Annotated in this window: 30 protein-coding genes; 2 read left to right on the top strand and 28 right to left on the bottom strand. The window is 40.9% G+C overall.

Annotation, left to right across the window (positions count from 1 at the left end):
- Positions 1-119 precede the first annotated feature (119 nt).
- Complete coding sequence (locus FTU02_RS01010) at positions 120-1,649, top strand: NAD(P)/FAD-dependent oxidoreductase (protein WP_180155883.1); 1,530 nt, start codon at positions 120-122, stop codon at positions 1,647-1,649.
- A gap of 49 nt (positions 1,650-1,698) precedes the next feature.
- Complete coding sequence (locus FTU02_RS01005) at positions 1,699-2,607, top strand: lysine exporter LysO family protein (protein WP_180155335.1); 909 nt, start codon at positions 1,699-1,701, stop codon at positions 2,605-2,607.
- 77 nt (positions 2,608-2,684) lie between these two features.
- Here FTU02_RS01005 and pyrF read toward each other — a convergent pair whose 3' ends face one another.
- The 28 genes from pyrF to FTU02_RS00865 form a co-directional block, all read right to left on the bottom strand.
- Positions 2,685-3,365, bottom strand: a complete 681-nt coding sequence (gene pyrF / locus FTU02_RS01000) for an orotidine-5'-phosphate decarboxylase (protein ID WP_180132993.1) — start codon at positions 3,363-3,365, stop codon at positions 2,685-2,687.
- A gap of 240 nt (positions 3,366-3,605) precedes the next feature.
- Positions 3,606-3,971 carry a lipopolysaccharide assembly protein LapA domain-containing protein gene (locus tag FTU02_RS00995; RefSeq protein WP_180023907.1) on the bottom strand — a complete coding sequence of 122 codons (366 nt, stop codon included), beginning with the start codon at positions 3,969-3,971 and terminating at the stop codon, positions 3,606-3,608.
- A gap of 24 nt (positions 3,972-3,995) precedes the next feature.
- On the bottom strand, positions 3,996-4,298 hold the full coding sequence (locus FTU02_RS00990; protein ID WP_067767464.1) for an integration host factor subunit beta: 303 nt from the start codon (positions 4,296-4,298) through the stop codon (positions 3,996-3,998).
- Between the two features lie 162 nt (positions 4,299-4,460).
- The gene (gene rpsA / locus FTU02_RS00985; protein ID WP_078188933.1) at positions 4,461-6,140 is read right to left on the bottom strand and encodes a 30S ribosomal protein S1; all 1,680 of its coding nucleotides are present in this window, start codon (positions 6,138-6,140) and stop codon (positions 4,461-4,463) included.
- A gap of 107 nt (positions 6,141-6,247) precedes the next feature.
- Positions 6,248-6,931: a (d)CMP kinase gene (cmk, locus tag FTU02_RS00980; protein ID WP_180115259.1), complete on the bottom strand. Its 684-nt coding sequence runs from the start codon at positions 6,929-6,931 to the stop codon at positions 6,248-6,250.
- 17 nt (positions 6,932-6,948) lie between these two features.
- Positions 6,949-7,380: an SRPBCC family protein gene (locus FTU02_RS00975; RefSeq protein ID WP_078188937.1), complete on the bottom strand. Its 432-nt coding sequence runs from the start codon at positions 7,378-7,380 to the stop codon at positions 6,949-6,951.
- 26 nt (positions 7,381-7,406) lie between these two features.
- Positions 7,407-7,958, bottom strand: a complete 552-nt coding sequence (gene tadA / locus FTU02_RS00970; protein WP_180115261.1) for a tRNA adenosine(34) deaminase TadA — start codon at positions 7,956-7,958, stop codon at positions 7,407-7,409.
- A 7-nt stretch (positions 7,959-7,965) separates the two neighbouring features.
- Positions 7,966-9,087 (bottom strand): enoyl-CoA hydratase/isomerase family protein, encoded by a 1,122-nt coding sequence (locus tag FTU02_RS00965; protein WP_078188941.1) that lies wholly within the window; start codon positions 9,085-9,087, stop codon positions 7,966-7,968.
- Positions 9,084-9,797: a uracil-DNA glycosylase gene (gene ung, locus FTU02_RS00960; protein ID WP_078193660.1), complete on the bottom strand. Its 714-nt coding sequence runs from the start codon at positions 9,795-9,797 to the stop codon at positions 9,084-9,086. Before ung ends, FTU02_RS00965 begins: the two co-directional genes overlap by 4 nt.
- A 36-nt stretch (positions 9,798-9,833) precedes the next feature.
- The gene (locus FTU02_RS00955) at positions 9,834-10,430 is read right to left on the bottom strand and encodes a 6-carboxytetrahydropterin synthase (RefSeq protein ID WP_180023911.1); all 597 of its coding nucleotides are present in this window, start codon (positions 10,428-10,430) and stop codon (positions 9,834-9,836) included.
- Between the two features lie 130 nt (positions 10,431-10,560).
- Entirely contained in the window at positions 10,561-11,508 is a 948-nt protein-coding gene (gspK, locus tag FTU02_RS00950; RefSeq protein WP_180155333.1) for a type II secretion system minor pseudopilin GspK, read from the bottom strand.
- A gap of 36 nt (positions 11,509-11,544) precedes the next feature.
- A complete protein-coding gene (gspJ, locus tag FTU02_RS00945) occupies positions 11,545-12,174 on the bottom strand; it encodes a type II secretion system minor pseudopilin GspJ (RefSeq protein ID WP_180155331.1) in 630 nt (209 codons plus the stop codon).
- Positions 12,175-12,220: 46 nt separating this feature from the next.
- Positions 12,221-12,613 (bottom strand): type II secretion system minor pseudopilin GspI, encoded by a 393-nt coding sequence (gene gspI, locus FTU02_RS00940; RefSeq protein ID WP_180155329.1) that lies wholly within the window; start codon positions 12,611-12,613, stop codon positions 12,221-12,223.
- Positions 12,603-13,160 carry a type II secretion system protein gene (locus tag FTU02_RS00935; protein WP_180155328.1) on the bottom strand — a complete coding sequence of 186 codons (558 nt, stop codon included), beginning with the start codon at positions 13,158-13,160 and terminating at the stop codon, positions 12,603-12,605. Before FTU02_RS00935 ends, gspI begins: the two co-directional genes overlap by 11 nt.
- Positions 13,161-13,169: 9 nt before the next feature.
- Entirely contained in the window at positions 13,170-13,784 is a 615-nt protein-coding gene (locus tag FTU02_RS00930) for a TetR/AcrR family transcriptional regulator (RefSeq protein WP_168378896.1), read from the bottom strand.
- A 42-nt stretch (positions 13,785-13,826) separates the two neighbouring features.
- Positions 13,827-14,600, bottom strand: a complete 774-nt coding sequence (locus tag FTU02_RS00925) for a TatD family hydrolase (RefSeq protein WP_111885060.1) — start codon at positions 14,598-14,600, stop codon at positions 13,827-13,829.
- 31 nt (positions 14,601-14,631) lie between these two features.
- Positions 14,632-14,973 (bottom strand): PilZ domain-containing protein, encoded by a 342-nt coding sequence (locus FTU02_RS00920; protein ID WP_180059028.1) that lies wholly within the window; start codon positions 14,971-14,973, stop codon positions 14,632-14,634.
- A gap of 15 nt (positions 14,974-14,988) precedes the next feature.
- Positions 14,989-15,972: a DNA polymerase III subunit delta' gene (locus FTU02_RS00915; RefSeq protein ID WP_180059027.1), complete on the bottom strand. Its 984-nt coding sequence runs from the start codon at positions 15,970-15,972 to the stop codon at positions 14,989-14,991.
- A gap of 13 nt (positions 15,973-15,985) precedes the next feature.
- A complete protein-coding gene (gene kdsB / locus FTU02_RS00910) occupies positions 15,986-16,747 on the bottom strand; it encodes a 3-deoxy-manno-octulosonate cytidylyltransferase (RefSeq protein WP_180155326.1) in 762 nt (253 codons plus the stop codon).
- A gap of 3 nt (positions 16,748-16,750) precedes the next feature.
- Complete coding sequence (lpxK, locus tag FTU02_RS00905; protein WP_078188953.1) at positions 16,751-17,764, bottom strand: tetraacyldisaccharide 4'-kinase; 1,014 nt, start codon at positions 17,762-17,764, stop codon at positions 16,751-16,753.
- 3 nt (positions 17,765-17,767) lie between these two features.
- Positions 17,768-19,495 carry a lipid A export permease/ATP-binding protein MsbA gene (gene msbA, locus FTU02_RS00900; RefSeq protein WP_180155324.1) on the bottom strand — a complete coding sequence of 576 codons (1,728 nt, stop codon included), beginning with the start codon at positions 19,493-19,495 and terminating at the stop codon, positions 17,768-17,770.
- On the bottom strand, positions 19,495-19,917 hold the full coding sequence (locus FTU02_RS00895; RefSeq protein WP_180022523.1) for a biopolymer transporter ExbD: 423 nt from the start codon (positions 19,915-19,917) through the stop codon (positions 19,495-19,497). Before FTU02_RS00895 ends, msbA begins: the two co-directional genes overlap by 1 nt.
- Positions 19,918-19,930: 13 nt before the next feature.
- Positions 19,931-20,572: a MotA/TolQ/ExbB proton channel family protein gene (locus tag FTU02_RS00890; RefSeq protein WP_180059024.1), complete on the bottom strand. Its 642-nt coding sequence runs from the start codon at positions 20,570-20,572 to the stop codon at positions 19,931-19,933.
- A gap of 31 nt (positions 20,573-20,603) precedes the next feature.
- Complete coding sequence (locus FTU02_RS00885; protein WP_168378888.1) at positions 20,604-21,491, bottom strand: ParB/RepB/Spo0J family partition protein; 888 nt, start codon at positions 21,489-21,491, stop codon at positions 20,604-20,606.
- Positions 21,488-22,270 (bottom strand): ParA family protein, encoded by a 783-nt coding sequence (locus FTU02_RS00880; RefSeq protein ID WP_078188958.1) that lies wholly within the window; start codon positions 22,268-22,270, stop codon positions 21,488-21,490. Before FTU02_RS00880 ends, FTU02_RS00885 begins: the two co-directional genes overlap by 4 nt.
- A 24-nt stretch (positions 22,271-22,294) precedes the next feature.
- The gene (gene rsmG / locus FTU02_RS00875) at positions 22,295-22,927 is read right to left on the bottom strand and encodes a 16S rRNA (guanine(527)-N(7))-methyltransferase RsmG (protein WP_078188959.1); all 633 of its coding nucleotides are present in this window, start codon (positions 22,925-22,927) and stop codon (positions 22,295-22,297) included.
- Positions 22,928-23,011: 84 nt separating this feature from the next.
- Positions 23,012-23,701, bottom strand: a complete 690-nt coding sequence (gene murU, locus FTU02_RS00870) for an N-acetylmuramate alpha-1-phosphate uridylyltransferase MurU (RefSeq protein ID WP_180155322.1) — start codon at positions 23,699-23,701, stop codon at positions 23,012-23,014.
- Positions 23,701-24,714 (bottom strand): aminoglycoside phosphotransferase family protein, encoded by a 1,014-nt coding sequence (locus FTU02_RS00865; RefSeq protein WP_111885068.1) that lies wholly within the window; start codon positions 24,712-24,714, stop codon positions 23,701-23,703. The genes murU and FTU02_RS00865 overlap by 1 nt, the downstream gene beginning before the upstream one ends.
- Positions 24,715-24,820 lie beyond the last annotated feature (106 nt).

The raw sequence follows: 24,820 nt of genomic DNA, 5'->3' as shown, positions 1-24,820 counted from the left end.
CAAAATTGCAATTATGAACATTGCCGTTTCGATCAATTTTTCTGTCACCTCAATCATATTGTTCTGATCACGAACTCAAGTATGCTTAACTTGTAATCTCGCTTGGAATTAAAAAAATGATGCAGGAAGCGCAAACAAAAACAGTGCAAACCCCAAAAGCCAATTCTGAAATACATACACAAATCGCCATCATCGGCGGTGGTTTTGGTGGTATTGCTATGGCGATACGACTTTTACAACAAGGCAATCAAGATTTTCTGATCCTCGAAAAAGCCAATGATTTTGGTGGCACCTGGCGTGAAAACCGCTACCCTGGCGCTGCGTGTGATGTGCAATCACATATGTATTCACTTTCTTTTGCACCCAAAACAGATTGGTCAAAACGTTATGCTGAAGCGCCGGAAATATTTGACTATATCCAACAGGTCACCCGTGAATATAATTTAAAACAATTCTGTCGCTTTAACAGTGAAGTGCTTTCAAGCCAATACAATGAATCAACCTGTGACTGTCATTTAGAACTTAAAGATGGCATTAAAATTATCGCTCAATACGTGATTTTTGCATCTGGCCCGCTACATGTCCCGCAAATCCCACACATTCCGGGCATTGAAAAATTTAAAGGTAAAGTGTTCCATTCTTCGCAATGGGATCATCAATATCCATTAGAAGGTAAAAAGGTCGCATCTATTGGTACAGGCGGCAGTGCCATCCAATACATTCCTGAAATTGCACCACAAACACAGCAACTGTATGTTTTTCAGCGTACCGCGGCTTGGGTCATTCCACGAGATGAGCGTAGTTATCATGGTTTAGAAAAATTACTATTTAAAAAATATGATTGGTTTCGAAAAATTCACCGTGCTCGCCTGTATTGGACCAACGAATCACGTGTCGTGCCAATTGTTAAACCGACCACCATGAAGTATGCGCAAAAACTAGCAGAACTATATATTAAATATCAAGTCAAAGATGCTGAACTTGCCAAGAAACTAACACCAAACTACATCATGGGTTGTAAACGCATTTTAATTTCTAATAAATACTTTCCAACCTTTAATCGACCTAATGTGGAATTGGTCAGTGATGCAATACAAGAAATCACTGAAAATGCCATTATTACCAAAGATGGAAAATCCCGTGAAATTGATTGTCTTATTTACGGCACAGGCTTTATTACCGATCCAAGAATTTATTTAAAATCGTTTGAATGTATTGGTGAAAATGCTCAAGAACTCAAACAAGTCTGGCAAGCTGGCGCAGAAAGCTTTTATGGCATTTGCACCAAAGGCTTTCCAAATCTGTTCCAATTATTAGGCCCCAATACCGTACTTGCGCATAATTCAGTGGTATTTATGATTGAGGCACAAGTCGATTACATCTTACAAATGATGCAATTGGTTTCAAAATCTAATGTTCAAGCCATCGCTGTCAAAGATCAGGTGCAAGATCAATTTAACACTCATGTACAAGACATGCTTGATGGCACGGTATGGCAATCAGGCTGCGTAAGCTGGTATCAGCAAAATGGCGGTAAAAATTTTGCACTGTGGCCAACTTATACATGGAAATATTGGCTGGCTACTCGAAAAATAAATCCAGCCGATTTTCGACTCCTCAGTAAAACAAAATCTAGTCATGCAGCTTAAGTAATAACAGGTCATAATAGGCAGGTATTCATTATCTGCCTATTTTTGTATGCAATCTTTCTGGTTGATTTTCCAGCTCTTGGCCTGTTTAGGGCTTGGTTTTATTCTTGCACGTCGCCTACCCACTTGGCTTGAAAAAATCGCCTTTAAACTCCTGCCGTACTTTACTTATATTTTGTTATTTGCGATTGCGATCGAATTTTCTGAAACATTACACACTATTCCAGTACCTCTGCAAATCCTCTCTTCATCAGTACTTATTGCACTATTGACCTCAATGGGTGCGTTTATTTGCTGCTATATTTTGTTTAAGCTTTTAGGCTACAAACCCACTCATGGCAAAGTGTCCATGCAGTTGGTAACAAGCTCACTCATCAATATTAGCTATGCTTTTATTGCATTAGGTTTAGGTTATGCTTTTGCTGAAATGGCAGCATATTTTAGTCTTCAGCCACATATGAGTACTTGGGATCTACTCTTAGTCTTTATGTTTCTGATTGGTCTAGATCTCGCCTACTCACCGCTCGATCGTTCTTGGTTAAATTGGAAAATTCTACTTGTTCCTCTGGGCTGTATCGTCGGTTCACTTTTGGGTGCTTTTGCTGCTGCATACCTATTGCCACAAATCAGCTTGAAAGATTTGATCATGCTGTCACAAGGATATGGTTTCTATTCGATGACAGGCATCGTCGTGACAGAATTAAAAAATGCACATCTCGGCAGTATCGCGCTGATGAATGATTTATTCAGAGAAATCTTTGCGATTGTGTTTATGTATATTATTGGCTGGCGCTATCCACGCTCTGCAATTTCATCTGCGGGTGCAACAGCCATGGATGTCACCCTACCTATGGTCAAACAAGCCTGTGGGAATGATTTTATTCCACATGCCATGGTCAGCGGCTTTATCCTTTCTGTACTTGCACCAATATTAGTGAGTATATTGGCGGCTATCTAAACCCTCACCTAAATCCTCTCCCAAAGGGAGAGGACTTTCTCTCTCCCTTTGGGAGAGAGTTAGAGAGAGGGTAAATATTAAAGTGTCGCCAAAATATCTTTTAAAGTTTGACGCATATTATCCGATTTAGTAATTGGGCGGCCAATCACCAAATGTGTAGAACCATCAAGCATGGCTTGTTTAGGTGTCACAATTCGTTTTTGATCATCCGCTGCAGAACCCTCAGGACGGATACCCGGTGTTACTAATGCAAAGTCAGCACCCAAAGTTTCACGTAACATTTTCGCTTCTTGTGCCGAACAAACTACACCATCCAAACCACTTTCTTTCGTTAAAGTCGCAAGACGCTTCACATGTTCAAAAGGTTCCACATCTAAGCCTAATTCAGCAAGATCTTCACGACCCATTGATGTCAAAACCGTAACAGCAATTAACTGAGTATTGTAATTGCCCGCCTTTAGGCGCTCTACACAGGTTTCCATCATTTTACGGCCACCTGATGCATGGACATTGACCATCCACACACCCATATCCGCAGCTGCACAAACTGCTTGTGCTGTGGTGTTTGGAATATCATGGAATTTAAGATCTAGAAATACTTCAAAACCTTTATCGTGCAATGCTTTAACGACACTTGGACCCTCATGGGTAAATAACTCTTTACCAACCTTAACTCGACATAATGCAGGATCTAACTGCTCTGCAATTGTAAGTGCGTCATATTGGCTTTTAGCATCTAGTGCAACGATGATACTCAAGAGACTTACCCTTCATTTTGACAAAATTAGTGCATTATAGATGGATTCAACTTGATCAGAAAGTCATAAAACTCATGTTATTTGAAATGATTAATTTGAATTGAGCTATCTCATTATTTTATTTGAGATATGCGTTTTATTTTTTCAGTCCATAAAAAAACACCCCGATGATCCACCAGAGTGTTTAATATAAAATTTAACTATACTCATAAAAGTAGTTAATTTACTTCATAAACCCAATTATAACGGGTTAGAAGGACGCTCATTTGCATCAATATCTAAAACTGTTTTTTCATGACGTGTATGTGCAGCCGCTTCAGCAGCAGCCAGTTGAGCAGTTTGAATTTGCTCTTTACGTAGGCGCTCAATATCTTTACGTAGACGTTTAATTTCCCAGTTATTTTGAAATACTCGGAATACTTGCACTGCCAATAAAAGACCTAAAACCAAACCTAATGACAATGTTAATAGCAATAAAAGCCCTAAACGCATTGCAGGCACTTGTGTAAACAACAAATCGACTGAAAGTTCAGTTCCGTTTTGCAGTACCAGAGCCAATGAGTATCCAAATAGGACTAATAGAATTACGACCAATACGTAACGCATAAACACCCCTAACTATGTTTTAAATTAGTTTGCAGATTCGTTTACCGCATCACGTAAAGCTTTACCAGGTTTAAAGTGCGGTACAGCTTTTGCTGCAACTTCAACTGATTTGCCGGTTTTTGGGTTACGACCCACACGTGGTTCACGGTGATGTAATGCAAAACTACCAAAACCACGGATTTCAATTCGGTTATCTGTAGACAAAGCTTCGATCATTTGATCGATCATTATCTTAACGGCTTCTTCCACTAAGGGTTCAGCTAAGTGTGGGTTTTTAAGAGAAATACGCTCTATTAAGTCAGACTTATTAAGTGCTTCAGTAGTCATCTGCGACCTCTTTAATTATCAAGCTACCTAGGATCAGTTTCCCGATAATAACCTGTTTAAATACAAAACGGTAGCGTAATAATCACTTACTACGCTACCGTTACAGTAATTGTGTAAAATATATTAATTAATTTACATTAACAATACAATTCAAACACTTACTTAGTGGTTCATTTGAGCTTTGATCAAATCACCAATAGTCTTAGGACCATTGTCTGAAGTTGCTGTAGCTGTCTTGTTCAAGTTAGCTACTGCTTCTTTTTCTTCAGCTTCGTCTTTCGCTTTGATAGACAAGTTGATAGAACGTGATTTGCGGTCTACGTTGATGATTTTAGCTTCAACTTCTTGACCAACTTCAAGGAACTTAGTTGCATCTTCAACGCGGTCGCGGTTGATTTCAGATGCTTTAAGAGTCGCTTCAACTTCGTCAGCTAACTTAACAGTAGCGCCTTTAGCGTCAACTGCAGTTACAGTACCTTTAACAAGCGCACCGCGTTCGTTAGCAGCTAAGAAATCGTTGAACGGATCACTGTTCATTTGTTTGATGCCAAGGCTGATACGGTTGCCTTCAGCGTCTACTGAAAGGATAACCGCTTCAACTGTGTCACCTTTCTTGTAACGACGGATAGCTTCTTCGCCTTGTTCGTTCCAAGAAATGTCAGACAAGTGAACTAGACCATCGATACCGCCTGGTAAACCGATGAAGATACCGAAGTCAGTGATTGACTTGATAGTACCTGAAACTTTTTCACCTTTGTCGTGTTCTTTAGCAAACTCTTCCCATGGGTTAGCACGAGTTTGTTTGATACCAAGAGAAATACGACGACGCTCTTCATCAACTTCAAGAACCATAACGTCAACTTCGTCACCGATCTGAACAACTTTAGATGGGTGGATGTTTTTGTTAGTGTGGTCCATTTCTGAAACGTGTACTAAGCCTTCAACGCCTTCAGCGATTTCAGCGAAGCAACCGTAGTCAGTTAAGTTAGTTACACGAGCTTTAACGATAGAACCTTTAGGGTAACGGTTCATGATCGCTAACCATGGATCTTCGCCTAATTGTTTAAGGCCTAAAGATACGCGGTTACGTTCGCGGTCGAATTTAAGTACTTTAACAGTAACTTCTTGACCAACTTCAACAACTTCTGAAGGGTGCTTGATACGTTTCCAAGCCATGTCAGTGATGTGAAGAAGACCATCAATACCGCCAAGGTCAACGAACGCGCCGTAGTCAGTAAGATTTTTGATAGTACCAGTAACTGTTTGACCTTCTTCAAGCTGAGCAAGAAGAGCTTCACGGTCAGCTGAAGATTCAGCTTCCATAACAGCACGACGAGATACAACAACGTTGTTACGTTTAGCATCAAGTTTGATTACTTTAAATTCTAACTCTTTACCTTCTAAGTGAGTAGTATCACGAATAGGACGAGTATCAACTAAAGAACCTGGAAGGAACGCACGAACTGGACCGATGTCAACAGTGAAACCGCCTTTAACCTTACCAGAGATAACACCAGTAACGATTTCGCCGTCTTCAAAGATTTTTTCAAGTTTAGTCCAAGTTTCAGCACGTTTAGCTTTTTCACGTGATAAAACTGTTTGACCCATACCGTTGTCAAGAGCTTCAACAACTACGTCAACAGTGTCGCCAACTTGAACTTCAAGTTCACGTTGTTCATTTAAGAATTCAGCGCGGTCAACAATACCTTCTGATTTAAGGCCAGTGTCAACTGTTACCCAGTCAGAGTCGATATTTACTACAACGCCTTGGATGACAGCACCCTTTTCAACGTTGAGGTTTAATTCGCTTTCTTCAAAGAGGGCTGCAAAAGATTCGGTCATGATATACCTAGTAAAGTCAGCGGTCTTGGATCAGACAAGGCCGGTTTAATTAAGCGTCTACATAGTCCGTATAAGACTGATCAAGCTATGCTTCTGCTGAAAATTCTTTAGTTTGCTAATTGCTGATCGATGTAATTCGTCATCAGCATGAATACTTCATCAATACTCAAAGTTGAACTATCAATGAAATAAGCATCTGGCGCAGGCTTGAGTGGAGCGACTGTGCGTTCCATATCTCGCTTATCACGCGCTTCGATATTAGCTAAAATGTCGTTTATTTTAACATCCACGCCCATAGCCTGCAACTGATTTACACGGCGCTCCGCACGGGACTGAGCAGAAGCCGTTAAATAAATCTTGGCTTGAGCATTTGGAAAAATCGTTGTTGCCATATCACGGCCATCGGCAACCAAACCAGGTGCTTTGGCAAAGGCATGCTGACGTTCTAAAAGCGCAGTTCTAAGTGCAGGAATTGCAGCAACTTTTGAGGCAAACTCTCCAACTCTCTCAGTACGGATAACTTTTGAGACATCTTCACCATCTAAAAGCACCGAAACACCTGCTTCATTTGTCACAAATTGTATGTCTAAATTTGTTGCAATTTTTACGCATTCATCGAGCTTTGAGTCTAATGCATCAATTAAGTCTTGCTTATGCAATGACAATCCCAACAGACGATATAACGCACCTGAGTCGAGTAAGTGGAACTGATAATGTGCCGCAATTTTTGCTGCCAATGTTCCTTTACCTGAGCCACTTGGGCCATCAATTGTAATGATTTGAACTGTCATTGCTCTTCCACTTTTGTTTATACGGTTTTTGCAAGTTTTGAAAAACCAATTTTAATCGCTGACTTCAGTTGCGCAAGGATTAATTGACTAACGAACGGTGCACGCGCCTGTAATTCAATCGTATAAGTAACTAAAGTACGTGCGGCATCAATCGCTTCGAATTGAATCACGCCCAAATGATGTTTCACCAGTGGGTTTTTAATAATCTTATATTCAATGCGTTGGTTTGGCTCAAGCAAGGTAATTTGCTCTTGTAAAGGCTTCACTGGCCCAAAGCCCATACGACGTACAGAACCCACACCATCAGGACGTTCAGGATCTGCTGAATCTTTGACGCGCACCACTTGAATTGGTGCAAAAGCCACGTTATAGGTCGAATGTTTTGAAAGTAAGTCAAAAACTTGCTCGACCGGTGCATTAAATTCTTTTTTTACTTGAATGGATTTCATGGTGTACCCTATTTTATTTGACAATATTAATTGTCAGTAGAGTTTACTTGATTTTTTAAATTAAGTTCAGTCAAAGTGGCTTTTTCCTGTAACTTCATCAGTCGTTTTTGTTCACGACGCATTTTAAAAAAATCACTTAATTGTTGGGAGCATTGCTCTTGTAGGCAACCATGCTCAAACTCAAAGATATGGTTATAGTAACCTGAATTTAATAATTGACGCGAACTGACCAAAGAACCTGCTTTAGGCTCAGTCGTCGCAAATACCACACGCTTAATTCTCGAATGAACCAAAGCGCCCACACACATTGTGCATGGCTCCAAAGTTACATATAAAGTTGCATCGTCAGGTAAACGGTAATTATCGATATTTAAACAAGCTTGACGCAAAGCTTGTACTTCCGCATGTGCGGTGGGATCTTTCAGAGAAATCGGCGCATTAAACCCTGCACCTATGACTTGATTTTGACTCACAATGACTGCGCCTACAGGAATTTCTTGCAATTCAGCAGCTTGTGCAGCCTGCTCGAAAGCAAGCTGCATCCAATGTTCATCACTAAATAAGTTTGGTTCAGACATCAATTAATTAAATTACACCATACTGTCTTAACAGTGCATTCCAACTGTCAATATTAGTTACAGGAGGCTCATCAGCCAGAATTCCTTTGAGGGAAAGATCTGTACCTTTTTTCCATTCTGGAGACAGGTCTTTATCGACTAGACGGGCGCGCACACCTTCAACAAAGTCCGCATGACGAATTTTCCAATCCGAAATTTGGGTTTCCAGTTCAAACACTTCATTCCAAGAATGCACTTGCTTGCCCCACTGCCACAACAACCATGTTAATGCTGCTGTTGCAGGTGAACCTTTTTGTAAATTTTCACTGGCTTGGCGTAACCAATCACTGCGTGCATCGCTTAAACCAATAATTGATTCATAGTCATGTTCAAAATTATGCCCACGGCACACACTTTGAATCACATCTAATGAGTTTTGTAATGGCCCCGGTCCCACAGGACGATGCATACTATTTAAAGTGTCATCAATGGCACGAAAATCACCCGCTGGATAATGATCCCAATCAATATTAATGACAGTTTCAAGTACGTTATCACGCTGCGCATCACAAATATGCGTTGCCCAACCGATACCATAAGCACCTGCTGCGGTCATAATCGAGCCAGTTAACCCAGTAAACAAACCAATGGCGCCACGGTCAGCAAGGAAACGCGTCGCACCTACATCTGGATACAAACCAATATTAATCTCAGGCATTGCTAAACGTGAATAAGGTGTTACCAAGCGGAAAGGTGCAGCCATAAACAGACCTAAACCACCACCCATCACATAACCTTCGCCCCAAACCAAAATCGGCTTTGCATAGTTATGCAGCAGCAAATCTAGAGCATATTCTTGTTCAAAGAATTTATTCGCCGTTTCAACTTCATCATTGACCACCAATTGTCGCAATTTGCGTACGTCGCCACCTGCACAAAATGCTTTTGGCGTAGTGGAATCTAACCAAATCGCTTTTACAGCATCATCGTGTTGAAAGTCCTGAAAGACTTCAAGCAACGCTGTACAGATAGATTCATCTAATGCATGAAGCGATTTTGGGCGATTCAGGCGAACAATGCGCCAGCCCTTTTTCGCTTCTTCAACAATCAGATCTGGGTGATAATTTTTTGAAACGGGAGAATAAGTCATGCGTCCAGCTGCCAGTCTATTGGCTCAATGCCATTTTGTTTAAGATAATTATTACTTTTTGAGAACACCTTACAACCAAAAAAACCACCGCGGTTTGCAGCCAAAGGTGATGGATGCGCGGCTTTTAGCACCAAGTGCTTATTTTGGTCAATGCGTTGTCCCTTACGCTGTGCATATGCCCCCCATAAAATAAAGACAATATGCTCACGTTGTTCATTTAAAACATCAATTACATGGTCTGTAAAATCTTCCCAGCCACGTTTTTGATGTGAAGTTGGTTGCCCAGCCTCAACAGTCAGTACCGCATTTAACAGCAACACACCTTGTTCTGCCCAGCGTGTTAAGTCCCCATGTTTTGACACTGGTACCCCAAGGTCGGTATTTAACTCATGGAAAATATTACGTAAAGAAGGTGGTAATGCAACCCCCTTTTGTACCGAAAAACTCAAGCCATGTGCCTGATTTGGCCCATGATACGGGTCTTGGCCTAAAATCACCACCTTTACATTCGCCATAGGCGTCGTGTTTAAGGCATTAAAAATCAGCGGATTCGGGGGATAAATCACTTTATCCTGTTTGATTTGTTGTAGCAGAAAGTCTTTTAACTCATCCATGCGGGGGCTAAGCAAAAACTCACTTAGGGCATATTTCCAGCTAGGCTCAAGCTGCACTTTAGCGAGTTTTGCTTGTTGCTCTTCTGTTAAAGACATCACTGTTAACCAATCCTAATAAAACCAAATATTTACTTAAATTCTAATTTGTAAATCAACTGCAGGGTTTAAAAATTTTTGACCCTGTTTTAATTTTTCATACATCTGGGTATCGTTCCATTCCGACTGAACCTGTTCGGAGAAGATAATTTGATCTAACTGCAACAACCCCATTTGTGCGTTGTCGATATCTTCTAAGAAGCTTTGCGCATAGCCTGTGTCTGTCTCATGCACGATCACAGAATACACCTCAACATCACCCTCACCATTTTGAGTTTCTGTTGATTTTAGAACTTGTTGTGCCAAGTAAAAGAAGATTCGTGAAAACTGCTCTGCTGAAGGCGATACGGGTAGTTCAACCCACCGTGCGCTGAACTGTTTGCAGGCACGAATGTACTCAGCATCATCGTGTTGCCAAAAACAAATCGCGTGATCAAAACTGTCAAATAAGTCTTTAATTACCCCTTTGAGCAAACCGAAATCGTAAACCATTTGTCCATGGTCAAGTTTCGACGCTTTGAGTAATAATTCGACTTTATAACTGTGTCCATGAATGGAACGTTTGCAACGGTCTGACGTGCAATTACGCACGATATGCGCGTTTTCAAACTTAAATAACTTACGAATTAACATATGTCGTAATGCAATCAAATAATCTATGGGTTCTCAGAGATTATAATGCAAAAGTCTAACAAGAGGCATTAATTTTGCTGTTCAACACAATTGGGAAAAGGCATCATGAAAATATAGCGATATTTAAGACCTAAAATGGTGCCATACTGCGAAAAGCCACATATACATCTTTATCTTTTCGCACTAACTCACTGGTAAATTGACGCTTTCTTTCATTTAAATTAATTTCAATTTGCGCTTTAAAATAGTTCGACCGCACACCCAATTGTGAGTTTAAAACTTCCCTATTTTCTGTGCTCACCTGTGCAAATGGCTCCATTACCCATAAATCATTGATATTTTCGAAATGTTCAAATTTGGCTGCTTTTTGTTGCAAAGCTTGCTCGACTGCATTGACATCTAAACGATCATCCATGGTCGTTAACAAAAATGCAGGAGCGGTATTAATGTTTACCGTTGTTTCATGCGAGGGCAAGCTACTCACATAGGGCGCAATCAGTTTATATTGAGCACCTTCAAAACCACGGACTGATTTCAGTTCTTCCACACTATGGAATTTTGCATTTGGTGGTAGTGCCGCATTATTTAAACCACGATAGTACGCCAGCTCTGCCCCCATCGGGCCAGAAGTCTCATCATCTTCATCTTGCCAGTCAATCACGGCTTGACTTAATTCTGCGGGTAAACCAACACGCTGCAATATTTTTTCAAACCATAATTTTGCTTTGTCATTTACCACACCCTCCTCTGAAACCAAACTATTGAGGTTAAATTTTCCAGATTCGTCTTGGAGCACACCTGCAACAGTTCCACCTTCCACTGGAAAGGCTGGCATAGGCTGAGCCCAATTTTCTTGAAGGTGATCCACCTGCCCTGCATTTTCAGCATCATTCACCAAAAGCTCAGCAAAAAATGCTTCGGCACTTTTCGCATATAACATCGATTGATTTTGGCGCATCACGTAGGCGGTGTTTTCAGAAGTATTGGCTTGTTGTTTTGCGATGCCTGCTGCAACTATGGTTGCCAAAGCTACCATCATCAGGATAGTTAACAAAGCGATGCCACGTTGCTGTTTCATAAGCAACTCCAAACTTCAAATAACCCTACCTGACCGTTAACCATTTTTATTTTTATCCAATAAAAAATCAGTATTTAACAAACTGAATAACCATTCGTAGTTTGTCCCATCAACTGTGAGTTGCATCCTGATGCCCCGCGGTAACAGTTGTATGGTTTTTTCATTATTCAAATCAGCGGCAGCATCTGGCCAATTCTCTAACTCATTTGGATTGAGTACCGTGATTTCAAATTGCTCTACATTATCCAGTAATACACTCGAATCTGGTTGATCATGCCCTGTTTGGTTGAGATTTTTAAATTTTAGCCGATACAATTTTTTTTCATCAGCTTTGTATTGATATTCCACTCGCTCATCAGGTGCAATGCCCTGATTTAATGGATCAGTAACACCAGTCTTACTGAAATTAAATCGGCCATTTTGCAACACCAACGCTGGTTGAATGTCTCCATTAATATTGGCAGTTAAGGGCACAGCTTGCACTGTGTCTCTGAGTATTTGCTGATGGGCATCTTGCAACTGACTGAGCCTTACTTCATGGGTTGCGTTTCGTTCTTTCACTTTCGAGACATAATCAAAGACCTTCCAACCCAATGCAGACAGCACTGCAAAAATGGCAATCGCAACCAAAAGTTCAACTAAGGTAAATCCTGCTTGATTCTTCATCTCGTGCTGCACAAGCACAGGCATATTTTTAGATGTACGATTTTTTCTAGTTATTATTTTCATCCAACGGAGCCTTATAGTTAAAGAACACCAAACTGCTAATCCCTGCTTCAATATCCCCAGTTTCAGCATTCATCAGACTCACTTGGATATCAATCCGTTGTACTTTTGGACTAATGGTGGCTTGGGCTTTTTTGTCAATTTGCCATTGTTCGCCTTGTTCAGTGACTTGTTTAGATGCAGTACCTGTCATCCATTCACGATTGATTTCCATCTTAGCGATTTCATTCAGCGCGACAAATTGTGCTTTATTTCTTAAAATTGCGTGTGCTGTCGACTGCGTATATTGCATCGCAACATTAGACAAAGCCATTGCCGCAGTAGCAAAAATCGCCAATGCCACCATGACTTCAAGTAGCGTAAATCCTTTAGCCCGCATTAACTTTCCCTAAATGATCGATTTCGATTTCATTACCAATGGGACGTTCTTCAAAATAAAACTGTATACGTACAGGTTTCACCTCACCATTACCCAACCAAATCAATTTGGGTGCTTTGGTATTTAACAAATCATCATTATTAGCATTTTCATACTGCTGATCTAAAGGCTGAATCGTAAAAGAGACATTTTCAGGTAATACTCGGGTTTCAAAATCTTTATAGTTTTGCCATTTATTGTTCTGATTTAAAATACTATTTTCTACACGTTTTTGTTCTGGTAAATATTCTTGTACCGCATAGCTTTGCGTGTTGACATCCGTTCCAGCTTTTTGCTGTAAGGCCAATATCAAAGCTTGATCATTTGCATCGCGTAAAATTCGTTTCATATCCATCACAAACACTTCGCGTGCTTGCATGGCTTTGCGTTGATCTGTCCCACCGATATTCAAAAGCACCAATGAGGCCATGATGCCCATAATCACAATCACCACCATCAATTCTACGAGGGTGAAGCCACGAACCGATGATGGTGATGCTATTTTCATATGCAGCCTTTAAGCGAATTGAGCAACCGCATGCACTTGTTTTGGTAAGGCCAAGGCTTGATCAATATAAGCAACCCGTAGGGTGTCTCTTGAACCCAAATAACGCTGATAAAAACTTGAGTTCAAAATTGCTGCAGCGCCATGTGTAAGTGACCAAATTGAAGCAAGATAATCACGTACTGGCATGCTACTTTGAATCGACTCCAAATAACGCTCAGTCATACGAATGATCAATCTTAGACGCTGTTTGCGCACTTGATATAGTTCACTAAATAAGTGCTGAATACCCACACCCGTTGTCGATAAACGCTCTTCAATTTGGTGAAACAACACTGTACGTTCTGGGTGATGTAAGTGATGCAACATAAAGAAAGCAAGGTGTTCAGGAAAAGCTTTATCGGTGTCTTTAATCATTTCCAATAACATGCGTTCATTACGAATAATGAGCAACATATATAGTTCATCTTTACTTTGGAAGTGTTTATATAACGTCCCTTTTGCCAAGTCGAGTTCTGCCGCTAGCGCATCTAGTGTCATCCCTGCTTCGCCATTTTCCAATAGCAGTTGCTCTGCCACTTGGAAAATTAATGCTTCTCTTGCTCTAAACTGAGCTTGACGATCCATCTTCACCCTATACTCTCTTACTCTTATATCAATTCAAATTATTTACTTAAGATTGAGGAGATTTTCAAAGTTTTGCATTGTAATGAAAGCCATCTCTTCAATTGACTTATCATATACATCACTTAAGGCTTTGGCTACATAGGGAACGTATTTTGGTTCATTAGACTTTCCTCTATAGGGCATCGGTGCAAGGTATGGGCTATCTGTTTCAATCAGCACGCGATCCAATGGTACTTGCTTAGCCACATCACGTAAATCTTGCGCATTTTTAAAAGAAACAATGCCTGAAAATGACACGTAATAACCACAATCTAAGACAGCTTTTGCCGTTTCCCAATCTTCAGTAAAACAATGCAAAATACCGTGAGTGGATTTCTCTGCACGGATAATATCCACCGTATCATGCTTTGCAGAACGGGTATGTACAACCACCGGTTTTTTTACGGCTTGCGATGCGTGAATATGACGGGCAAAGCATTCTTTTTGCTCTGCAATAAAGTCTGTACTATGAAAATAGTCCAGCCCTGTTTCACCAATCGCCCAAACCTTTTCAGGTTGTGCTAATTCAATGAGATATTCTTCTGTTGCCCGAGCCATCGTTGCAGGATCTTCACATGGGTGTACCCCAACGGAATAACCTACATCAGCATGACGTGCGGCAATTTTTGAAAGTTCGATATGGTCATCTAGATCAACCGAGATACTCATAAATTTTGAGACCCCGGCTTGACGAGCCTGATCCAATGCAAGATCTAAATTACCCTCATAAGGGCTTAAGTCGAGCATGGTTAAATGGCAATGGGTATCTACAAACACAATATGTACCTACAAGTCTTCACTGTTGTAACTACATAGTGTAACTTCTACGCCCCTCAGATTTAAGCCCTGCAAGTAAACGTTCTGCTTCTGTTTTGAAATAAACGCCTTTTTCGCCGCCTAATTGAATCCCAAAACCTTGTGGTTTAATACCATTTTGCTTTTGCGAAATCCAAATTACTTTTCCTGTCAAAGGAATTTTTATACTTTGTTCAGGCAAAGTCGCCAATAAGAAAACCTCATCACCCATTTTCACAGCTTGCTTTGATGGTACAAATAAACCGCCACCAACGACATAAGGCATGTAGCTCGCAAAAAGTGTTTCCACATCTGGAATATTAGCGTGAACGATCCCGCCCATACGTGGTTGCATGATGTTTCCCCTTAATTAAACATTCATCAGTTTGATGCAAAGCTCATCTACGACCAGATTCCCCTGTACGTTCTGCTCGATGAACCGCTTAGACTGCTGTAATTCTGTATAAATCCCAAAGAGTGTTTCGAGCGAATATTGCTCTGCCAACACTCCAAAATCCAAATCTATATTTTTTATGGATTGATTTAGCTTGACACAAATTATATCGGACAACAAGTATTCAAACATTTGACTAAAATCACTAAAACTCAGTGCTTTATTCCACTTGGTCGCAATTGCCATCGGCATGTTTTTTTGTGTCACAAGTTTTTGCCAATCTTGTAGAAACTCTTGGCGCATATTTAGCCATTCACTACTTGCCAATGAAATTGCTTGTAATGGCATTTGACTGGCTAAGTTCATGAGAACTTTGCGCTGGGTTTCACCACTATCGGGCAAATGCTGCTGTAAATATTGCTGTGATTGTTCGGGTTCAATACGATCCAATGCATAGTGCTGCATTCGACTGCGTATAGTTGCCGGCAATTTCAAATAGTGCTCTGCCAACAACATAATCACAATGCGTTCGCCAGGCTCTTCCAGTGTTTTCAGCAAAGCATTCGATGACGCAATGTTTAATGCTTCAGCAGGTTCAATCAACACAACTCGCCAACCGTCTACGGTTTGCTGTACAAAGGGCAATAAATCACGAATTTTTTCGATTTTAATTTTGGCATTTTGCTTTTTATTGTCTTCATCTGTACTGATGTGGACAAAATTTGGATGTGTATCTGACTTTAACCACTGGCAACTCCCACACTCACCACATGGCTCAGTTCGCTCATCACGTTTTTGACACAGCACCCATGCAAGAAATTGTTTTGCAAATGCCTCTTTACCACAGCCTTTTTTGCCATACAAAAGCACGCCATGTCCCAGTTGTGGAAAACGGCTGGTTAATGTATTCCATGTATTTTGCTGCCAAGGGTAAACTTGCGCCACAATTTCATTTTGCATAAATCGTTTAACCTTATTCGAAGTTTGAAACATCCATTTGATTCAAACGATCAAGGTCAGCTTGAGTGTCTACGCCCGGTGGAAGGTTCGCTTCTGCCACAGCAATGGCAATACGGTGACCATTTTCCAAAACGCGTAATTGTTCGAGGCTTTCTAATTTTTCGAGTACACCCATATCCCAAGTGACATATTCTTGAAGTAGTTTTACGCGGTATGCATAAAGGCCTAAATGACGAAAGGCTTGATCATGCAAGATTTGTTCAGCTTGCTTTGCACCATCACGGTCATAAGGAATAGTCGCACGACTGAAATACAGCGCTTGATTGTGCTTTGACATCACCACTTTGACGATACTGTCACGTTGAAACTCATCCAGACTATGAATCGGCTCGCAGAGTGTCGACATTGAACATGTCGGCTGATCTACAAGTAATTGTGCAACTTGTTTTACCAATTGAGCGGGAAGCAAAGGTTCATCACCCTGTACATTGACAATAATGTCATCACTCGCCCAACCTTTGATGCGTGCAACTTCACTTAAACGATCTGTCCCAGATGGATGCTCTGCAGAGGTCAGTACCACATCAACCCCTTCTGCACGACATACTGCTGCAATACGCTCATCATCTGTAGCGACACATAGGTCATCGAACCCTGCAACTTTTTTGGCTTGATCGACCACACGTAAAATCATCGGACGGCCGTGAATTTCAAGCAGTGGCTTACCTGGTAAACGTGAACTTGAAAAACGTGCAGGAATAACAATATGTTTCATAAATTAAATGCCTTCGGGAAGTTTCAGACCCAGTTGTTTCAACTGCGCGTGCAAAGTTTCATAACACGCAGGTGATAACACTGCATCAACAGGAACAACCCATATTTCTCTTTTAAAATCTGGATTATTTTTGAGGATCGCTAAAATTTTAACTGCATCTTTTTCAGTGGTAATGATGGGATTGGCATCTTCAAACTGCAAATCACTCAGTTCATATTCATAATGATCTGGGAATTCATGACATTGAAATTGATGAATCCCCATATTTTCTAAGGTTTTATAAAAGCGTTGCGGAAAGCCGATACCCACCACAGCATAAAAATCTTTATTTGCATCAAATGTCGTCACAAGATCTTTATTGAGCAAATAAGGCTGCGCCGCTTCTAGGTGCATATTCAGTGGAGAACTTGGATCTGCTGAATGCTCAATGACCGTTCCACTGGCAAGACGCTTTTTCGGTTCACGCAAATAACCTTCAGGTAATAATTTTTCATTGCCTAAACCACGGTTATTATCCAGCACGATCCACTCCAACTGACGTTGAAGTGCCCAATGCTGCAAACCATCATCACAGATGATCAAATCCAATTCATGCTTGGATAGTAGCAACTCAATACTTTGCTGGCGATTTGGACCGACCGCCATTGGCACACCTGTAGACTGAACGATTAAGCTCGGCTCATCACCCACGATTTCAGCCGTCGAGTCTAAATCCACATAGGCTGGAAATGGTCCTTGACCACCATAGCCACGACTGATCACACCAACACGCAGCTTTAAGCTATTTAAATAACTGACCAAATGAATGAGCAATGGGGTTTTACCACTTCCACCTACTGTGATGTTTCCAATGACCATGACTGGAATAGGCGCTTTATAGCTTTGCTTAATACCTGATTGATAGAGTTTTTTATTGAGTAAAAAGCCGCCACGATAAAGCCATGACAAAGGTCTAAACACAACGAGCCACTTTGCCTGTTCATTCCAAGCATCCTGAATCAATTGTGCAAAAGACATGACTTAGTTTTCCTCAAAATTACGCTGATGAAGTTGGTAATACGCACCACGTTGTGCCATCAATTCCGTATGCGAACCTTGTTCAATAATACGCCCTTTATCCATCACTACAATACAGTCTGCATTTTCAATGGTCGATAAACGATGTGCAATCACGATCGTGGTACGATCTTGCATCGCAGCGTCAAATGCTTGCTGAATATAAAATTCAGATTCATTATCCAGCGCACTGGTCGCTTCATCTAAAATTAAAATCGGTGCATTTTTCAAAATGGCACGCGCAATCGCAATCCGTTGACGTTGACCACCGGACAGATTTAAACCTTGCGCACCCAATGGCGTGTCATAACCTTGCGGTAAATCCATTATAAAATCATGCGCAAATGCAGCTTTGGCAGCAGCAATAACTTGCTCATCTGTTGCATGCTCGAGCTGACCATAAGCAATATTTTCACGCACTGTACGGTTAAACAAAACTACTTGCTGATTGACCATCGAAATCTGAGTACGCAAGCTATTAAGTTCTATGTCGTGAATATCATGCTGATCAAGCAACAACTGTCCTGACGACACCTCTTGGTAACGAACCAACAGATTGACCAGTGAGGTTTTACCTGCACCTGAACGCCCAACCAATGCAACGGTTTGCCCTGCATTGACTTTTAAATTGAAGTCATGAATCGCATGGTGACCATCAGCATAGATCAAATTAACATTTTTAAATTCGACATCGCCTTTCAAAGCAGGCTTAAGCGTGCCGTTATTTACTTCTTCAGGCATATCAAGCAATTCAAAAACTGAATAAGCTGCTGCCATGCCTCGTTGTAGTTTTTCGTTGACATCCGTCAAGGTTTTTATTGGCTTACTTAGCATACCTGCGGCAGTGATATAGGCAACAAACTCACCCGCGGTTGTATCTTGTAAAATCTCTGGGCGTAGCGCGATATACATCACGATACTGAGCGCGATCGACATAATCAGCTGAACAATCGGGCTATTGAGTTGTTGCACCACGACCATCTTTAAGCCGCGGCGTAAGTTCTCCATTGAGCTTTCATAAAAACGTTTTTGTTCATAATCTTGCCCTGCAAAGCCCTTCACCACCAAGTTGCCTTGTACTGTCTCTTGCACTACATGGTTAACATCACCCATGGTACTTTGCACTTGCATGGATAATTTACGCATGCGCTTGGATGCTTTACGGATAATCAACCCAATAATTGGGCCAAAAATCAAAATACACAGGGTTAAACGCCAGTTGGTATACAGCAAATAACCCAATAATGCGATGGTAATCAAACCCTGTTGTACAATCGTTTTCAGTGACTCAGATGATGCTGCCGTCAACTGTTCAACGTTATACATAATTTTTGCAGTGATATGTCCGCTCGAATTATCTAAATAATATTGCGAAGGCAAACGCATGAGTTTTGCGAATACTTGCTGACGAATATTAAAGATTAAGTTTCGAGAAATCACTGCGGTAAAATATCCCCCCATGAACAAACCGAGTCCACGGAAGAACATCAATAAAACCACCAAGAGTGGAAATAAGGTTGTAAAGCTTTGATCTTTGTTTTGAATGGCTTCAATAATGCGTTCCAATAATTTTGCGACAGAAACTTCTGTCGCAGCATTAATACCGAAACCAAGCAAAACCAGCAGGCCGATTCCCCAAAAAGGTTTTAAATAACTTAATAGGCGTAAATAGACCTTAAAATCGTGCTTCACTAATAACCTCGAGTTGGAACTTTGGTACTGATGTTGATATTCACAAATCCAAGTTGACCTGCAACATCCATCACCCGAATCACATCTTGATGTGTTGCTTTTGCATCTGCGGCAATCACAAACATTAAATCACGACGATCATTGGCTGTCTGTTTAATTGCAGTATTCAAATCAGAGACTTCTTTACTCGCCAATGACTGACCATTGACAGAATAATGTCCCGATGAATCCACCACAACTTCAATCTTTTGATCATAGTTTTTAGGTGGAACACCTTGTGCATCTGGCAAAGTCAGGTTCATTCGACTCATCTGGTTAAAGGTAGTCGAGAGCAACAAGAACACCAAAATGAACATCAAACAGTCAATCATCGGTGTGAGGTTGATATGAATATCTTCAACCTGACGACGTTTAAATTTCATGCGCAGTCTCCACTCAGCTGGCTTTCTGAATGTCCTGACTTTCTACTTCAGGTGTTTTTTTATAAAACAAAGCGGCATGAAATAATGTCGACTGCTGTTCTAACTCAGCCACATATTCCTGAACCAAACGTTGGAAATAACGATGCGCAAATAATGCAGGCACAGCAATTAACATACCGGCAGCAGTGGTAATCAAGGCTTTTGAAATACCCGGCATCATTAACACTGGATCACTATTAGTACCAATATCAATCATTAAGAATGCTTCAATGATACCGATCACCGTACCCAATAAACCCAGTAACGGTGCAACAGCACTTAAAGTGCCCAAAAAGTTGATATTTTTTTCTAAATAACCAATTTCTTGTGATGCTGTCACTTCCATTTGCGCACGTGCATATTGCTCGTTTTGATCTTTACTAGCGTAACCTGCATCCAAGACACGACCCAATGTACTTTGCTGTAAAGTTGGACTTTGCTTTAGCTGTTGCACCACATCTTTCACTGATGTGTTCACATTCATCATCAAGTCTTTTGGCAACACCATAGATTTTTTTAAACGAATAAAGCGCTCAATGGTAATGGCTACCGTAAAGATCGAACAAATGACGAGCGGGATCATTAACCACCCGCCCGCTTTGACTAATTCCCACATTTGATTTTCCCCAATAAATCGATTTTAAAAATTATTCAGCTAGACAAATATTTAAAATGCCATCCAGCTCTTCAAGAGTATGGTAGCTAATCACCAGCTTACCTTTCCCTTGTTTATTATGATCAATTTTCACATCTGCACTGAAACGGTCAGAGAGACGTTGTGTCAGTTGTTGAATGTCTGATGAAACACTTGGTTTGGCTTTTTGTTGTTTTGGTGCATTCAAATCACGAACAAATTGTTCGGTTTGACGTACAGACATACTTTTTTCAATCACCATTTCGGCAACTTTAAGCTGATCTTTGGCTTTTAACGTCAAGATCGCACGTGCATGCCCCATATCGAGCAAACCTTGCTGCATAAAGTCTTTGACTTGATCCGCTAAAGACAAGAGGCGTAGCAAGTTACTAATTGTGGTACGTGCTTTACCTACCGTATCGGCAATCTCTTGATGACTTAAACCGAACTCGTCATGGAAGCGTTGTAAAGCCATAGCTTGATCGATCGGGTTCAGATCTTGACGTTGAATGTTTTCAATCAATGCCAAGGCAATTGCCACTTGGTCACTCAAGTCACGAACTATGGCAGGTACTTCAGTTAAACCTGCAAGCTGAGCCGCACGCCAACGACGCTCACCGGCAATAATTTCGTAGGGATGCTTTTCATCTTCGACAGGACGAATCACGATTGGTTGCATGACACCATGCTTTTCAATCGATGCAGCAAGTTCTTGTAAATCTTGTTCTTTAATGAAACGACGCGGTTGATACTCGCCGCGTTTCAATAAATGCACATCAATTTGTTTTAACTGTCCATGATCTAAAGCTTTTGCTTCGAGCTGTAGTTTTTCTTTTTGGATTGAGCCGAGTAAGGCATCCAGACCACGACCTTTAGCCAGTCCGCGTTTTTTTACGGTCATGCTTTAGTTCCTTTTTTTACTTTGGTTTTTTTTAACATCTCAGCTGCCAAGTTCAAATAAGCAACTGCACCCTTCGAGCTTTTTTCAAAATAAATCACTGGCAAACCGTGCGCAGGCGCTTCAGCCAAACGAATATTACGCGGAATGACCGTGTCATAAAGTTTCTGACCGAAGTATTGTTCAAGCTCAGCAGACACATCACGTGTTAAGGCATTACGCGCATCGTACATGGTACGAAGCACACCCACGATCTCTAGATCTGGGTTTAAAGCTTGCTGAATACGGTCAATGGTTTGGGTTAAGTCAGCCAAACCTTCCAAGGCATAATATTCACACTGCATTGGAATCAGCACCGCACGTACCGCTGCAAGGGCATTGACAGTGATCAAACTTAAACTTGGTGCACAATCGACAATAATATAGTCGAAGTCTTTTTCAACGCTTGCCAACGCTTCACGTAAAATAAACTCACGACCGTCTTGATCCGCAATCGCCAGTTCAACGCCAGCTAAGTCACGGTTTGCACCTAAAACTTTATAGCCCACTTCCGCTTTATAAATAGCGGTTTCAATCGGCACTTCACCAAGTAAGACATCCGTGACTGAATACAACAAATCATTTTTTTGAATGCCCGAACCCATCGTGGCATTGCCTTGTGAATCCATGTCCACAAGTAAAACTCGTTTTTTTAATATGGCTAGAGATGCAGCCAAGTTCACAGCCGTTGTGGTTTTACCTACGCCACCCTTTTGGTTTGCAATCGCAATAATTTGAGCCATGGTAACCCCAGTCCTTTGAAAATTTTAAATACGTTTAAGAAAAATTAAATGACGCTGCTCATCAAGTCGTGGAACTTGTAATGCAACGATATCAATCTTGAAATCACTTTTTAGTGTTTCAACTTCTTCTTCAGGAATTAAGCCTTTCATCGACGCAATAATACTTTGCTCATGCATATACGGTTTAGACGCATCCACAAAATCCGTTAACGATGCAAACGCACGACTGGTAATCACATCAAACTGACCCAGTTCATTAATACTGTCTTCATTTTCGACACGTGTTTGTACCGCAATGACATTTTTTAGTTTTAAGTCAGCAATAAATTGTTTTAAGAATCGAATTTTTTTACCATTGGCATCTAAAAGAACACATTCACGTTCAGGCTGACACAGTGCAATGATCATGCCCGGCATGCCACCCCCCGTACCGATATCCAATAAACGACCTGCAGGCAAATCATTTAGGATACTTAAGCTATCCAATAAATGCTTAACCAACATTTCTTTAGGATCACGAATAGCAGTCAAGTTATACGCTTTGTTCCACAGCACTAGGGCATCTTGGTATTTCAGCAATAGATTTAATGCTTCTTCACTCAAATCTAAGCCAAGCTTTTGACTACCTTGCTTTAAGTCTTGAAAAAAAGGATGCATAAAGAAGACATCTCAATAAAAATTAACTGAAGTATACCGATTTCTAAGCCGTGGAACAGTAGCTAACGCTTAGCGAATATGCACTTAATTGTACATGCCTTGGCGAATCTGTAGATCTAGATCACTTAAACGCTCAGGTGTGCCAACATCAACCCACGCAGTTTGCATTTTCTCTGCAGAAATTTTTCCATCCAACATAGCTTGTTTCAATAAAGGTGCGAGCGGACGCTTGCCAGCTTCCAATCCATTAAACATGTTTGGATGTATAACTGCGATTCCGCTATAGGTGAGTGCCTCGCCTGTATGTTCTTGCTCAAAGGTATAACTACGCCCAGCATCCAAGATAAAATCACCCTTTGGATGTTGCGTTGGGTTAGTCACATAGACCAAGTGTGCCAAGTCATCTTTTAGCTCAATATTGAGCAAAGCTGAAAAATCGTAGGTCGTCCAAACGTCACCATTCACCAAAATAAACGGTTCTGTCCCAAGCAAAGGTAAAGCATTAATAATGCCACCGGCTGTTTCCAGACCTTCCGCTTCACGTGTCCAGCGAATATTCACACCAAACTGCGAACCATCACCCAAAGCACCAATCAGGATATCTGCAAGCCATGCAGAATTGATGATGATTTCAGTTACGCCAATTTTTTTTAGCTTTTCTATATGCCAAACAATCAGTGGTTTTCCACCCACTTCAAGCAAAGGCTTTGGCTTATACAATGTTAAAGGGCGCATCCGATTTCCGAGACCCGCCGCTAAAATCATGGCTTTCATTATGCAACAACCTCATAAGTGCCGTATTTGGCTTCAAATTTCGGCAATACTTTAGCGCGAATAAATTGCATAAAAGGTTGTAATTCTGCATATGGTTTACTTTCTTCAAGTAAATACCACATCACACGCGGCAAATCTTTGAGATAACCCGACTTACCATCACGCTCAAATAAGCGCACAAAAATACCTAAAATTTTGATATGACGTTGAATCGCCATCAGGTCGGCGTCTTGTTTGAATTGCTCAAAGCTACGACCATCTTTAGCCGATGCAGGCAACAAATCATAGAACGTTTTAAACCATGCATAAACGCGATCTGCATTCCACTGCACATAGGCATCACGTGTAATAGAAATCAAATCATAAGTATCTGCACCAATCACAGCATCTTGGAAGTCAATCACACCCTGATCTTGCTCACCATCAAGTACCATCAAATTACGGCTATGAAAATCACGATGCACAATCACTTGAGGCTGAGCCAATGCAGCATTGGCTAAGATAGCAAAGGTTCGTTTAATCAGTGCCGATTCTTCTTCAGTAGGCTGCACTTGTAGAGATGGCAATAACCAATCGGTTAACAGCTCCATTTCAGAAATCAGCTTTTCATAGGCATATGCAGGAAAATGAGCAGTTCCATCAATTGACTGCAATTGAATCAACTGTTTAAAACTTTGAGCATAATGTGCGTCTACGGTTTGATCATTCAACAACGTCGACAATAAAACATCACCAAAATCTTCTAACAATAAGAAGCCTTGATCGAGGTCTTTGGCCACGATATGTGGTACACGCACGCCATGTGCATCAAAAAATTCATCAATCGACACAAAAGGACCACAATCTTCTTTTTCTGGTGGTGCATCCATGAGCATAAATGTTTTATTATTCAATTTGATTCGTGCATAACGACGGAAGCTTGCATCGCCTGCTAAGAAGTTAATTTCAAATTGATCTGAACCGAGTACAGATGAAATCCATGTTTGTATCAATTGTTCACGTTGTGTATTCATTTGCGATAAATTCTAATACAGGCTGAGTTTTTAAAGTGCTAAGTGTAGCTACTTATCAACTTTTTCTCTATGATGCGACAATAATTAATTGCGATTAAGCATACCT

Source organism: Acinetobacter sp. YH12045, assembly GCF_013419925.1.
In the GTDB taxonomy this organism is placed as follows: Bacteria; Pseudomonadota; Gammaproteobacteria; order Pseudomonadales; family Moraxellaceae; genus Acinetobacter; species Acinetobacter amyesii.
Note: the sequence above shows the minus strand (reverse complement) of the source record. Positions and strands in the feature narration are given on the sequence as shown.

Bases quoted from the DNA above. Each gene is read 5' to 3' on its own strand.
- FTU02_RS01010 (WP_180155883.1), top strand. From the start codon at position 120: ATGCAGGAAGCGCAAACAAAAACAGTGCAAACCCCAAAAGCCAATTCT.
- FTU02_RS01005 (WP_180155335.1), top strand. From the start codon at position 1,699: ATGCAATCTTTCTGGTTGATTTTCCAGCTCTTGGCCTGTTTAGGGCTT.
- FTU02_RS00995 (WP_180023907.1), bottom strand. From the start codon at position 3,971: ATGCGTTACGTATTGGTCGTAATTCTATTAGTCCTATTTGGATACTCA.
- FTU02_RS00990 (WP_067767464.1), bottom strand. From the start codon at position 4,298: ATGACTACTGAAGCACTTAATAAGTCTGACTTAATAGAGCGTATTTCT.
- rpsA (WP_078188933.1), bottom strand. From the start codon at position 6,140: ATGACCGAATCTTTTGCAGCCCTCTTTGAAGAAAGCGAATTAAACCTC.
- cmk (WP_180115259.1), bottom strand. From the start codon at position 6,931: ATGACAGTTCAAATCATTACAATTGATGGCCCAAGTGGCTCAGGTAAA.
- FTU02_RS00975 (WP_078188937.1), bottom strand. From the start codon at position 7,380: ATGAAATCCATTCAAGTAAAAAAAGAATTTAATGCACCGGTCGAGCAA.
- tadA (WP_180115261.1), bottom strand. From the start codon at position 7,958: ATGTCTGAACCAAACTTATTTAGTGATGAACATTGGATGCAGCTTGCT.
- FTU02_RS00965 (WP_078188941.1), bottom strand. From the start codon at position 9,087: ATGACTTATTCTCCCGTTTCAAAAAATTATCACCCAGATCTGATTGTT.
- ung (WP_078193660.1), bottom strand. From the start codon at position 9,797: ATGTCTTTAACAGAAGAGCAACAAGCAAAACTCGCTAAAGTGCAGCTT.
- FTU02_RS00955 (WP_180023911.1), bottom strand. From the start codon at position 10,430: ATGTTAATTCGTAAGTTATTTAAGTTTGAAAACGCGCATATCGTGCGT.
- gspK (WP_180155333.1), bottom strand. From the start codon at position 11,508: ATGAAACAGCAACGTGGCATCGCTTTGTTAACTATCCTGATGATGGTA.
- gspJ (WP_180155331.1), bottom strand. From the start codon at position 12,174: ATGAAGAATCAAGCAGGATTTACCTTAGTTGAACTTTTGGTTGCGATT.
- gspI (WP_180155329.1), bottom strand. From the start codon at position 12,613: ATGCGGGCTAAAGGATTTACGCTACTTGAAGTCATGGTGGCATTGGCG.
- FTU02_RS00935 (WP_180155328.1), bottom strand. From the start codon at position 13,160: ATGAAAATAGCATCACCATCATCGGTTCGTGGCTTCACCCTCGTAGAA.
- FTU02_RS00930 (WP_168378896.1), bottom strand. From the start codon at position 13,784: ATGGATCGTCAAGCTCAGTTTAGAGCAAGAGAAGCATTAATTTTCCAA.
- FTU02_RS00920 (WP_180059028.1), bottom strand. From the start codon at position 14,973: ATGCAACCACGTATGGGCGGGATCGTTCACGCTAATATTCCAGATGTG.
- FTU02_RS00915 (WP_180059027.1), bottom strand. From the start codon at position 15,972: ATGCAAAATGAAATTGTGGCGCAAGTTTACCCTTGGCAGCAAAATACA.
- kdsB (WP_180155326.1), bottom strand. From the start codon at position 16,747: ATGAAACATATTGTTATTCCTGCACGTTTTTCAAGTTCACGTTTACCA.
- lpxK (WP_078188953.1), bottom strand. From the start codon at position 17,764: ATGTCTTTTGCACAATTGATTCAGGATGCTTGGAATGAACAGGCAAAG.
- FTU02_RS00895 (WP_180022523.1), bottom strand. From the start codon at position 19,917: ATGAAATTTAAACGTCGTCAGGTTGAAGATATTCATATCAACCTCACA.
- FTU02_RS00890 (WP_180059024.1), bottom strand. From the start codon at position 20,572: ATGTGGGAATTAGTCAAAGCGGGCGGGTGGTTAATGATCCCGCTCGTC.
- FTU02_RS00885 (WP_168378888.1), bottom strand. From the start codon at position 21,491: ATGACCGTAAAAAAACGCGGACTGGCTAAAGGTCGTGGTCTGGATGCC.
- FTU02_RS00880 (WP_078188958.1), bottom strand. From the start codon at position 22,270: ATGGCTCAAATTATTGCGATTGCAAACCAAAAGGGTGGCGTAGGTAAA.
- rsmG (WP_078188959.1), bottom strand. From the start codon at position 22,927: ATGCATCCTTTTTTTCAAGACTTAAAGCAAGGTAGTCAAAAGCTTGGC.
- murU (WP_180155322.1), bottom strand. From the start codon at position 23,701: ATGAAAGCCATGATTTTAGCGGCGGGTCTCGGAAATCGGATGCGCCCT.
- FTU02_RS00865 (WP_111885068.1), bottom strand. From the start codon at position 24,714: ATGAATACACAACGTGAACAATTGATACAAACATGGATTTCATCTGTA.